This is a genomic window from Pseudomonas sp. FW305-E2 (genome assembly GCF_058782925.1).
In genome coordinates this window covers 271,656-282,966 of record NZ_JBYSYE010000001.1, presented here as the reverse complement: position 1 = coordinate 282,966, position 11,311 = coordinate 271,656, and the positions used below count along the sequence as shown (strand labels likewise).

Below are 11,311 nucleotides of genomic sequence, written 5' to 3'. Positions count from 1 at the left end.
AATCCAGGAGTAGCCCTTATGCAAGGTTTCACTGCGCCGCGTTTTTCTTCGTCTGCACGCCTGGCCGGCGGTTGTATTGCCGCCGCTTTGTGTGCAGAGGCCACGGCAGAAGAGGCCGGTTTCATCGAAGGTGCCCGCGCCACGCTGCAGGCGCGCAATTACTTCTTCAGCCGCGACTATGCCGATATCAAGGGCGCCAGCACCCAGTCGCGTACCCAGGAATGGGCGCAGGGGTTTATCCTCAATGCCAGCTCCGGTTATACCCAGGGCACCGTTGGCGTGGGTGTGGATGTTACCGGCCTGCTGGGTTTCAAGCTCGACAGCAGCCCGGAACATGCCCGGTCCGGGTTGCTGCCCAGCCTGGACAGCGGCAAGTCGGCGGACGAATACAGCCGCCTGGGTGCGGCGATCAAGTTCAAGGTGTCGCAAACCGAGCTGAAGGTGGGCGAGTTGATGCCCAACCTGCCGGTGCTGCTGTTCAGCGATTTGCGCCTGCTGCCGCCGACTTACCAGGGCGCGATGCTGGAGTCGCGCGAGTTCGCCGGGTTGACCCTGAGCGCCGGGCAGTTCCGCTCCACCAGCCTGCGCGACTCGTCCAACAGCCAGAAGATGTACGCGCTGGTCAACGATCCGATCAACCCGGCGCGGCTGGCGCGCTTTACCAGCGACCGGTTCAACTACGTGGGTGCCGACTATGCCTTCAACGACAACCGTACCAGCGTCGGTGTCTGGCAGGCGCAGTTGGAGGATATCTACCAGCAGCGCTTCTACAGCTTCAAGCATGCCGAGCCGATCGGGGGCTGGACGCTGGGGGTCAATGCCGGCTACTTCGATGCCCGCGAGGACGGGAGCAAGGTGGCTGGCGACTACGATAACCATGCGCTGTTCAGCCTGTTCTCGGCCAAGACCGGCGGGCATACCTTCTATGTGGGCTATCAGCAGATCGGCGGGGATGACGGCTTTATCCAGGTAGGCGCCAACACCAACCCGATGGGTAATACGCTGCCGACCTATGAGTTCTCGGCGCCGGGTGAACGCTCGTGGCAGGTGCGCCATGATTACAATTTTGTCGCGTTGGGGCTTCCGGGGCTGACGTCGACCCTGCGTTATGTAAAGGGGCGAGACGTGGAAACAGGGCTGGGCTTTGAAGGGCGTGACCGCGAGCGTGACCTGGACCTGGCCTACGTGGTGCAAAGCGGGCCGTTGGCCGGGCTTGGGATACGGGTGCGCAACGTGATGGCGCGCTCCAACTACCGGACAGATATCGATGAGAACCGCTTGATTCTGAGTTACACGATCAAGGTGTTCTGAGGGGGTAGATGGCCCGGCGCCAGCTCGGTTCCCGAAGCAACCCTGTGCTGCGAAGAAGCAATAACTGCCTAAGGCAGTCGTTTGCCTTACCGCCCTCTTCGCAGCGCAAGGCTGCTCCTGCATGATGATGGGGAGGTCTGAGCTGTGGAACATGACAATTGCGCTTGCAGGTCACTGCAAGGTGTCGGGCTTCAGGCTATCCGGCAGTTGCCGAAGGGCCTCCTCAAACCGCGCGATCGGCCCAGTGAGTTGATCCGCTTCCTTGTCCTTGCCTTCACCTCTTAAGCGCTCACGCTCAACGCGCAGGTTAAGCAGATTTTTCTGCAACTTCAGTGCAGAGGTTTTGAACGAGTCCATGCTTTTCTCACGCTGTAGGCTTCCGTACCGTTGTAGGAAAAATGGACCGTAGCAGCTCGAATTTGCCGGAGAAACTGATGTTTCATACAGGCAAGACTCATTGCCACGCCATTTCCTACAGAGTGCGGTAAACAATCCTACAAACCGTGTTTCAGATCGTGTCCCCCCAAGCAAGCTCAATCTACCGTATTGGCTGGGTTCAGGCGCTTTCGAGGGGCCGCGCACTGAACGCAGGTACTGCGCAAAGCTGGAGGCGTGTTTAGAAACTTCATGTATCAATTGCCCGCCCGCGAGCGACACGTGCTCAGCGTCAACCACTGCGGCTGAATCCAGCCCAGCGGCATCTGCGCATGACATCTGATCCGCTTTTTTTCCATAAACCTGAATCTGTAACCGTATCAGCCCAAGCTCGACAATGTGCCCATTCCCGCATCACAACTGTAGAGGTTCCAATGGGCAAGCTGGCGCTGTTCCTGGGTGGTTTTCTGCTGCTGACCATTCTGATTGGTATTCTTGGCACCATTCCGCCAAGCTGAGTTCAACTGCGTTTTCCCCTGCGCGGCCCGTCCACTTCAAGCGACGGGCCCAATCCATCGGCAAATGGCCGATAATCTCTTTGATTGCACTGCTGGATCAGCAGTAGGTGCACGTCATTCTCAAGTGCAAAGTCCTCGTGTAGCCTCCCGCCGCCGCGCACTCGGTGGTGTTTGGCCTTGGCGTCGATACGCGCGGTACGCAGGCGTGGATCGAGCGGGTCAGGTTGGCCAATTCGGCGTGTCTGCTTGTGCGATAAGTCGTTCTTTACGCTGGGAAATCTGTCCACAAAAAACGTGGGTAGGTCTGTGGATAAAGTGCTGCAAGCCAGACCCGCGGCGGGCTCTGTTAAATTGAGCAGAAATTGAACAGTTGTTTTATGGCCTGTTTCAGTGGAGCGGGCCGGCTCGGCGTATGGCTGCCAGCAAGTCACGTACCCGCGTCGGCAACTCGCCGGCAGGGTACACAGCGTGCATCTGTGGGTCCTGACCGCTGCTGGACGTCAGGCGGTATTGCGGACACACCCGCACCAGGCGGCCGGCCTTGACCTGTGCTTCGCCGACCCAGGCGGCAAGGCGGGCGATGCCGGCGCCAGCCAGGGTGCTGTGGTATACCGCGCCTCCTGAGCCCAAGCGAAGCCTGGGCCTGGGGCGCAGGCTGGTGATCTGGTCATCGTGGCAGAAGTGCCAGGCCTTGAGGATGCGTGGCGCGGTATGCAGGATCAAGGTGTGGCCATCCAGGTCTTCCGGGTGTTGCGGTGTGCCAGCCAGGGCCAGATATGCCGGGCTGGCATACAGGTGGCGCTGGTAGGGCCAAAGCGGGTAGCCGATAAGTTCGCTCGATTGCGGAAAGGCACCGCGCACCACGAAATCGAATTTACCTTGCAGCGGGTCAAGGGCTTCGTCGCTGTACTGCACGTCCAGGGTCACCTGAGGGTGGCGGCGGGAAAACTCGGCAAGCACTTGCGGTAGCACATGCTCTCCCAGCAGTTGCGGCGCGGCAAAGCGAATCCAGCCTTGGGCGTTGCCGCTGAGCGCGGCCAATTCGTCGGCTGCATCGCGTTGCACATCCAGCAAGCGTTCGGCATGCGGCAGCAAGCGCTCGCCGGCCTCGGTCAGGGTGACGGCGTTGGCGTTGCGGTTGAGCAGTTTGCTTCCCGCATTGTCTTCCAGGGTTTGCACCGCGCGTGTAACTGCGCTGGGTGAACGCCCCAGGGCGCGGGCGGCAGCAACGAAGCTGCGCTTGTGTGCCACGCTGACGAACGCTTGGATTTCCCGCAGCATGTCCAGTGCCATTGCCTGCTCCTCGTTGCAGTTATCGCAATATGGCATTTCAACACAAGTGTGCCACTTTGATTAGCCTTGCAGGCGTCTTCACTGCCTGGAACCGCGTCATGATGGATATTGCTGTGCTTTCTGTGTTCGCCTTCGCCGCTGGGTTGATCGACGCTGCGGTGGGTGGCGGCGGGCTGATCCAGATCCCGGCCCTGTTCAACGTATTGCCCTCCGCGCAACCGGCCGCCTTGCTCGGCAGCAACAAATTGGCGTCCGTGTGCGGCACGGCCTTCGCGGCCCGCTCGTTCATCCGTAAAGTGACGCTGGATTGGGGGTTGATCGTACCGGCGGCACTCAGTGCCTTTGTCATGTCGTTCGCGGGGGCCGCCACGGTGTCGCTGGTACCCCCCAGCGTGATGCGCCCGGCAGTGCTGGTGCTGATTGTGCTGATGGCTGTCTACACCTTCTGCAAGAAGGATTTCGGCACCTTGCACACACCTGCCCAGGTCGGCCGCAAGGAGCAGTGCCTGGCAGTGCTGATTGGCGGCGCTATCGGCTTCTACGATGGCCTGTTCGGCCCGGGCACCGGTAGCTTCCTGATCTTCCTGTTCATCCGCTTCTTCGCCCTGGACTTCCTGCACGCCTCGGCTTCGGCCAAGGTGGTGAACATTGCCACCAACCTGGCGGCGCTGGTGTTCTTCGTGCCGACGGGCAACGTGCTGTACGCCATAGCCTTGCCCATGGCGGCGTGCAACATTCTCGGCGCGCTGACCGGTACCTGGCTGGCGGTACGCAAGGGTGCCGGGTTTGTCCGCGGGCTGTTCCTGGTGCTGTTGTGTGTGCTGATCGCCAAGCTGTCGTGGGACCTGCTGGCCGGCTAGTTCAGATCACCAGGCGCTGTGCTTCGGCCTGTTCGACGCGGTTGCGGCCCCGGGCCTTGGCCCGGTACAGCGCCTGGTCGGCACTCGCCAGCAGTTCGTCGAGGCTGGGGGCCGGCATGTCTGCGTCGCAGCCTGCCACACCGATACTCACGGTAATCTGCAGGCGCTGATCGGCCTGTACCACGTGCAGGTCTTGGATGGCGCGGCGCAGGCGTTCGGCGATGAAGTTGGCCCGCTCTGGCGCAAGCCCGGGCAGGATGACAACGAATTCTTCGCCACCCAGGCGTGCGATCAGCTCATCGTTGTGCAGCTGGTCCTGGAGGGTGCTGGCGAATTGGCGCAGCACCTGGTCACCGACTGCATGGCCGTGGGCATCGTTGATTGACTTGAAGTGGTCGATGTCCAGCATCATCAGGGTCAGCGGCAGCGCCTGGGCGTGCTGTTGGCGGCTCTCCAGCAGCGCGTTGGCGCGGCGTGTGAAGGCGCTGCGGGTGAGCACACCGGTGAGGTGATCGACGGTGGCCTGGTGCGCCAGGCGGGCCATGAGGCTACGGTTGGCCTGGCTGACGCAGGCCACCACCAGCGGCCCGAGCACCAGCATGGCGATGCCCAGGCGCGCCGACATCAGCGTGGTAACCCCAGGTTCGCTCTGCGGCACGCTGAAATGCATGAGGTTTTGCGCCACAGCCACAATCAGCGTACTGCCGGCCGTGAGCGTCAGCAATGAAACCAGGAACGGTGAGTAGGTCCAGGCACACCACAGTAACGCGGCAATCGGGAAGGCAATGGCCCCAGGGCCACCAAAGGCGATGCTGAATGCCAGCGAGGCCAGCAGCACCAGCAACGGCGCCAGGCGGATGGGTTGCGCGCCGCCGCGCACCAAGGCCCGCACCGAGGGCGCTGTAAGCAGCACCGGCAGTACCAGCACACCGGTCGAGAACTGTTCGCTGAACCAGGCTAGCCAGGTGGCGCGCAACGACTGTTCGAACCACGGTGCGGCCATTACCGCTGCCATGCTGGCCGCCACCATGGCAGCGGCGGCGCAGGCAGCGAACACGCTAAGCACGCCACGCGGGCTGCGCATGCGCCGGTGCATGCGAGGCAAGCGCGACATCAGCTGCCAGAGGGTGACCACCACGCCAAGATTGCACAGGTTGAACCACAGAGCCGGCCCCCAGGCGCTGCCACACAGCAGGTCGGCCCCCACCATGGCCAGCCACACCAGGCAAAAGCCCGTAAACGTGGCTTGACGGGGGTAGCGCAGGAGTACGCCGGCCAGTACCGCATTCACTGGCCAGAACAGCGACAGCGATTCGATCGGGCGTGCCAGGATGCCGCCCAGGGTGAGGGCGAAGGTCACGCCAAGTACAACGACATAAGGCAACACGCGCGATTGGGCTGGAAAAACCATGAACTCGACCGGCAAGCGGAAACGAAATCCAGGACAACGCGATAGAGCACCTGGGACAATTACCCGCAGTGTGTTGGGTCAGGGTGGTTGATGTCAATCTGCCGCGATTGGCTGCGATAATGTCAAATTGCCTCTATTCCTGGCCGCTTTCCTCACAACCCGAAGAACCACGGCACCATCACGACGGTAACCAGCATCACCAGCACGGTGAACGGCACGCCAATCTTGACGAAGTCAGCAAAGCGGTATTGCCCCGGCCCAAGCACCAGCGTGTTGACCGGCGATGACACCGGCGTCATGAATGCCGCCGACGCGGCCAGCGCGACGGTCATGGCGAACGGGTAGGGCGACATGCCCAGCTGCGCTGCAGTGCTGACAGCCACCGGTGCCATCAGAACAGCGGTGGCGGTGTTGGAAATGAACAGCCCGATCACTGCGGTGACGGTGAACAGGCAGGCAAGAATGGCGCTGGGGCCGGCATCCCCCAGCACGTTCACCAGCCCACCCACCGCCAGGTCGATGCCGCCGGTTTTCTGCAGCGCCTGGGCGAAGGGCAGCATGCCCACGATCAGCACCAGGCTTTGCCAGTGGATGGCGCGGTAGGCACTGTTCATGTCGATGCAACGGCCTGCGCCCATCAGCAGGCAGCCGATCAGCGCTGCAATGACATTGGGTACGGCGCCGCTGACCATTAGCCCGACCATTACCGCCAGGCTAAGCAACGCTTGCGGTGCGCGGGTGCGGGCTGGTGCGACCAGGTCGATCTCGGCGGGCAGGCTCAGGACCAGGAAGTCTTTGGGCTTGCTCTGCAACTGGCGTACCGCCTTCCACGGGCCGACCACCAGCAGGGTGTCGCCAAGGCGCAGCTTTTCTTCCACCAGTTGCTCTTCGATAGCGGCCTGATCGCGGCGCAGGCCAACCACGTTAAGGCCATAGCGGGTGCGAAACGCCAGTTCGAGAATACTCTTGCCGATCAACTGCGAGCCGGGTGGCAGCGAGACCTCAGCCATTCCCAAATCCTGGGATTGATCGATGAAGTAGGCGGCCTTGAAGTGCAGCGGCTCCAGTTGCATGGTTTGGCACAGGCTGCGCAGGTCGTCATGCTTGGCGAACAGGTCGAGCAGCAGCACGTCGCCCTGATGCAACACGGTGCCCGAGTCGGCCGCGATCACGCGTGTGGTGAACTTGTGCTGGCGCTCGATACCGATCACGTTGGCGCCGTGTCTGGTGCGCAGTTGCAGTTCGCCCAGGTTGTGGCCGATCAGCGGCGACTGAGGGCGGATGCGCAGGCGGCGTTCACGGCCGTTGAGCTTGTAGTCCAGGACCAGGTCCAGCAAGGTGCGGCGGCTTTCCACCCGGCCGTCCTTGCGCACTTCACCGTTGAGCCAGTGCCGGGTCAGCAGCATGTAGCCAATGCCCAGCACCAGCACCACCAGGCCGAACGGGGTAAAGCTGAAGAAGCTGAACCCCGCTTCGCCATGGCGTACCAGCTCGCTGTGCACCACCACGTTGGGCGGTGTGGCGACCAGGCTGAGCATGCCACTGATGAGGCCGGCAAAAGCCAGTGGCATCATCAGGCGGCTGGGTGAGAGCTGCAGGCGCGCAGCGATGCTCAGCACCACCGGGATAAAGATGGCCACCACGCCGGTGGAGCTCATGATCGATCCCAGCCCGGCCACCGCCACCATCAGCAGTACCAGCAGGCGCGCCTCGCTATTGCCGGCCCGCTCGCTCATCCATTCGCCGATGCGATAGGCAATGCCGGTGCGCACCAAGCCTTCACCAATCACGAACAGGGCGGCGATCAGCACCACGTTGGGGTCGCTGAACCCGGCCAGGGCCTGTTCCACGGTAAGGATGCCGAGTAGTGGCAGGGCGAGAATCACCAGCAGCGCGACCACGTCCATGCGTGGGCGGTTGATGACGAACAGGGTAATCACGATGGCCAGCAGGCCGAGGACCCAGAGCAACTCATGGTTCATGGGGAGGGGGTGTTCCTTCACACGGGGGCACGATAGACAGTAGCAGTCAGTGTGCCAGTTTGTCGTGAAGGGGGTGTTGATGTGCTGCAACAAAAAGGGCCGCTATGCGGCCCTCCGGTCACGGGGTCAGTGACGGTGGCGGTGGTGCTTCTTGCTGCCGCGGTTGTTGTCGCCCAGATGGTTGCCGAGGGCACCACCGGCCGCGCCGCCCAGGCCGGCACCCACGGTCGAACCGGTCTTGCCGCCTACTGCGCCGCCCAGCAGCGAGCCGCCGGCCGAGCCCAGGCCACCGCCGATGGCGGCTTCGGTACGGTTGCCTTTGCGCGCACCGACAGCGCTGCCGGCTGCGCCGCCAACGCCGGCACCGATGGCTGCGCCGGTCTTGCCGCCGAGCTGTTGACCAACAACGTTGCCCAGGACACCCCCCAGGCCACCGCCAATGGCGGCAGTACCGTCACCGGCGAAAGCGCCCTGGCACAGCAGCAGGCCGAGGGCAAGGGAAGGCAGAGTCAGACGCATGATACGAACCTCAAAGGAATCATCAGGATAAGTTGCCGCGCAACGGGCGGCAGGTCAGGGCTGAAAGGACGCTTCAGCGGTAGTAGCGGTCACCGCGGTATTGCCGATCGTCATCGTCGTCGCGGTCATGGCGGTGGTGGTGGCGATGGTCACGGTCGCGGTCACGCCAGCCGTCGTCATCATGGTAGCGATGGCTATGGCAACCTGCGGTCAGCAGAACAACAGCAACCAGAGAAAGGCTTGCAAGACGCGTGAGCACGATATAGGTCCTTGATCCGCATAGGTTTACGGGGCACCTTTTAAGACTGGGGCCGATCGATTTGGTTTCCTGGGCGGGCAAAAAAATTGTGCGTCCAGCGATCAGCGCCAATGCGCCCGCCTGCAACAGTGGGCTGTGGCGCTGACCGGCATCGACCAGCCCTGGCGTATCGACGCGTTCCAAGCGCACTTGGCCGGCGGCGAGGTGCTCTGCAATGGGTCGCCTTGGCCAGGGCATGTTGAATCAGGATGCCGGTTGAATCGCCAGCACCACGCCATTGGTGATCTGCACCAGCACGTAATGCTTGCCCATGCGCACCCAGTGGCTTTCCTTTTCCGGTTCGGGCAGGCCCTTGGCTTTCCAGTCCTTGACGGCCTGGTCATCGCGTTTGTACTGGTCCGGGGCCTTGTCGCCGACGTTCAGTTCACGGTTGTGGGTTTCGGGGGCGGTGATGCTTTCTTCGCTCGAGGGGGCGGCGCTGACGCTCAGGGGCAGGCAAGGCAGGGCGGCGAGTAGCAGATAGTGCAGTTTCATGATGCGTTCCTCGTGATGGCATGTTTTATCTGCGACAGCGGCAAGTGCGCGGCAATTCACTCGGGATGCCTGCCAGTGCTAGAGTCGCCTTCTTTTTTGCGACCCCGAGGATGGAACATGCGTGCGATTCTGCCGTTGGCTGCGGTGCTGATGCTGGCCGGTTGTGCTTCTGCGACCATGGAAACGGCGCGTGGCGGCAAGCCGACTGCGCAGCTCGACTCGCACAAGGCGCCAGAGCTGGTGGCCCAGTGCATCCAGTTCAGCTGGCAGGAAGAGAAGGTGTTCGGTGATGACGCCAGCGGCTACCTGGAACCGCGCAAGCAGGGCGGGTTCACCGTGTTTACCCGTGAGGCCGAAGCGTTCGTGGACGTTTACCCGCAGTCGGGCGGGACGCGTGTGGATTACTACGCGAAGCAGAACGACGGCGTGGCCCTGCAGCGCCGAGCGGCTGCTGCAACCTGCCTGTAACGGCTGGCGCTATCGCCGCTCCTGTAAGGGTCCGTGCATTCAGGGTATTGAGCAAGGCAGTTGTTGCCACAGCAGAAGCGCGCGGGCTTTACAATTTTTATCAAGTCAGTTGTGTCGCAGGGCGCGCGGTGACGGCTAGCATAAGGTGCTTCCACGCAAGGACGACACCATGGACCGTTCACTGCAACTCAACCGTATAAGCTGGGATGAGCGTGCCCCGTTGCACGCCGCTTCAAAGGACTACGAGGTCGAACGCCTGGTCCAGCAACACGGGCACTTGTCCGAAACCGTACGCTTCGACCTGCCATTGCTCGGTGACATCGACGGGCTTGATACGGTCCACTTGCAGTGCCACATCGGCACCGACACCCTGTCGCTGGCGCGCCTTGGCGCCAAGGTTTGCGGCCTGGATTATTCCAAGGCTTCGCTGGCCGAGGCACGGGCATTGGCCGAGCGTTGCGCGCTGCCCATCCAGTATGTCGAGTCTGACGTCTATGCCGCCGACAAGGTACTGCCGGCGGGTACGTTCGACCTGGTCTACACCGGTATTGGCGCGCTCTGCTGGCTGCCCCGCATCGAGCCATGGGCACGCACCGTCGCAGCACTGCTGAAACCGGGCGGGCGGCTATTCCTGCGCGACGGGCATCCGATGCTGATGGCTGTCAACGAGGATCATCAGGACCGCCTGCAGCTCGAATATCCGTATTTCGAGCACGAAGCGCCGACGGTGTGGCACACCGATCAGACCTACGTCGAAACCGATCAACGCCTGACCCACACCGAAACCCACGAATGGAACCACGGCCTGGGTGAAGTGATCACCGCCTTGCTGGCTCACGGCCTGCAGCTGACAGCGCTGGTCGAGCACCAGAGCATCCCCTGGGAGGCGCTGCCGGGGCAGATGGTCAAGGGCGAAGACGGCGAATATCGCCTGCGCGAGCAGCCTGCACGCCTGCCCCTGAGTTACACCTTGGTCGCCGTCAAAGCCTGATCAGGACAGGAAGCCACCGTCGACATTGAGCGTGGTGCCGGTGGTGTAGCTGGAGGCATCGCTGGCCAGGTACAGCACCGCGCCCGCCATTTCCTTGGGGTCGGCCACGCGCTTGAGCGGGATCTGTTGCAAGGCGGCGTTGAGGATGGCTTCGTTCTTCACCAGTGCCGAAGCGAACTTGGTGTCGGTCAGCCCCGGCAGTAGCGCGTTGCAGCGAATACCGAAGGGTGCACACTCTTTGGCGAACACCTTGGTCATGTTGATGACCGCCGCCTTGGTCACCGAGTAGATGCCTTGGAACAGCCCGGGTGAAACTCCGTTGATCGACGCCACGTTGATGATGCTGCCGCCGCCGTTCTCGCGCATCAGCTTGCCAGCCTCCACTGACATGAAGAAGTAACCACGGATGTTCACATCCACGGTCTTCTGGAACGCCCCTGGGTCGGTGTCCAGCACATTGCAGAATTGCGGGTTGGTGGCAGCATTGTTGACCAGCACGTCCAGTCGCCCGAACTGTTCGCGAATGCCGGCGAACACCTGCTGAATCTGTTCCAGCTCACCAATGTGGCAGGCCACAGCCGTGGCCTTGCCGCCGGCGGCAATGATGGCGTCGGCTACCTGCTGGCACCCGTCAAGCTTGCGGCTGGAAACGATCACATGGGCCCCTTGCTGTGCGAGCAAGTGGGCGATGGCCTCGCCGATGCCTCGGCTGGCGCCGGAAACAAAGGCAATCTTGCCGTCGAGGTCGAACAGGTGGGTCTTGGACATGCTGTTTTCCTTGTTATCCGTC

Annotated in this window: 13 protein-coding genes; 5 read left to right on the top strand and 8 right to left on the bottom strand. The window is 62.3% G+C overall.

The annotated features are described in order from the left end of the window. Positions 1-18: 18 nt before the first annotated feature. Positions 19-1,311, top strand: coding sequence for an OprD family porin (locus tag AC3WLP_RS01530; protein WP_014756042.1), 1,293 nt, complete (start codon positions 19-21; stop codon positions 1,309-1,311). 171 nt (positions 1,312-1,482) lie between these two features. Here AC3WLP_RS01530 and AC3WLP_RS01525 read toward each other — a convergent pair whose 3' ends face one another. Beyond that, positions 1,483-1,668 (bottom strand): hypothetical protein, encoded by a 186-nt coding sequence (locus tag AC3WLP_RS01525; RefSeq protein WP_003251104.1) that lies wholly within the window; start codon positions 1,666-1,668, stop codon positions 1,483-1,485. 350 nt (positions 1,669-2,018) lie between these two features. On the opposite strand from AC3WLP_RS01525, the gene AC3WLP_RS01520 reads away from it, so the two are divergent. Continuing rightward, complete coding sequence (locus AC3WLP_RS01520; protein WP_014756044.1) at positions 2,019-2,204, top strand: hypothetical protein; 186 nt, start codon at positions 2,019-2,021, stop codon at positions 2,202-2,204. A 387-nt stretch (positions 2,205-2,591) separates the two neighbouring features. On the opposite strand, the gene AC3WLP_RS01515 is transcribed toward AC3WLP_RS01520, so the two are convergent. Next, positions 2,592-3,497: a LysR family transcriptional regulator gene (locus AC3WLP_RS01515; protein ID WP_017148232.1), complete on the bottom strand. Its 906-nt coding sequence runs from the start codon at positions 3,495-3,497 to the stop codon at positions 2,592-2,594. Between the two features lie 98 nt (positions 3,498-3,595). Between AC3WLP_RS01515 and AC3WLP_RS01510 the strand changes: the two genes are divergently transcribed. Further along, positions 3,596-4,357 (top strand): sulfite exporter TauE/SafE family protein, encoded by a 762-nt coding sequence (locus AC3WLP_RS01510; RefSeq protein ID WP_003251098.1) that lies wholly within the window; start codon positions 3,596-3,598, stop codon positions 4,355-4,357. 1 nt (position 4,358) lies between these two features. Here the strand turns inward: AC3WLP_RS01510 and AC3WLP_RS01505 are convergent, their stop codons facing one another. The 5 genes from AC3WLP_RS01505 to AC3WLP_RS01485 all read right to left on the bottom strand — a co-directional run bounded on the left by AC3WLP_RS01505 (position 4,359) and on the right by AC3WLP_RS01485 (position 9,062). Then, on the bottom strand, positions 4,359-5,783 hold the full coding sequence (locus AC3WLP_RS01505; protein ID WP_014756048.1) for a GGDEF domain-containing protein: 1,425 nt from the start codon (positions 5,781-5,783) through the stop codon (positions 4,359-4,361). Between the two features lie 137 nt (positions 5,784-5,920). Beyond that, positions 5,921-7,750, bottom strand: coding sequence for an SLC13 family permease (locus AC3WLP_RS01500; RefSeq protein WP_088512474.1), 1,830 nt, complete (start codon positions 7,748-7,750; stop codon positions 5,921-5,923). Positions 7,751-7,876: 126 nt separating this feature from the next. Then, entirely contained in the window at positions 7,877-8,269 is a 393-nt protein-coding gene (locus AC3WLP_RS01495; RefSeq protein ID WP_010954752.1) for a glycine zipper domain-containing protein, read from the bottom strand. Between the two features lie 73 nt (positions 8,270-8,342). Next, positions 8,343-8,528 carry a hypothetical protein gene (locus AC3WLP_RS01490; protein WP_004577263.1) on the bottom strand — a complete coding sequence of 62 codons (186 nt, stop codon included), beginning with the start codon at positions 8,526-8,528 and terminating at the stop codon, positions 8,343-8,345. Positions 8,529-8,771: 243 nt separating this feature from the next. Next, positions 8,772-9,062: an RcnB family protein gene (locus AC3WLP_RS01485; RefSeq protein ID WP_003251088.1), complete on the bottom strand. Its 291-nt coding sequence runs from the start codon at positions 9,060-9,062 to the stop codon at positions 8,772-8,774. A gap of 117 nt (positions 9,063-9,179) precedes the next feature. Between AC3WLP_RS01485 and AC3WLP_RS01480 the strand changes: the two genes are divergently transcribed. Next, positions 9,180-9,530: a hypothetical protein gene (locus AC3WLP_RS01480; RefSeq protein ID WP_012051882.1), complete on the top strand. Its 351-nt coding sequence runs from the start codon at positions 9,180-9,182 to the stop codon at positions 9,528-9,530. A gap of 169 nt (positions 9,531-9,699) precedes the next feature. Then, a complete protein-coding gene (locus AC3WLP_RS01475) occupies positions 9,700-10,521 on the top strand; it encodes a class I SAM-dependent methyltransferase (protein WP_003251085.1) in 822 nt (273 codons plus the stop codon). On the opposite strand, the gene AC3WLP_RS01470 is transcribed toward AC3WLP_RS01475, so the two are convergent. Continuing rightward, positions 10,522-11,289 carry an SDR family oxidoreductase gene (locus AC3WLP_RS01470; RefSeq protein WP_003251082.1) on the bottom strand — a complete coding sequence of 256 codons (768 nt, stop codon included), beginning with the start codon at positions 11,287-11,289 and terminating at the stop codon, positions 10,522-10,524. Positions 11,290-11,311: the final 22 nt, after the last annotated feature.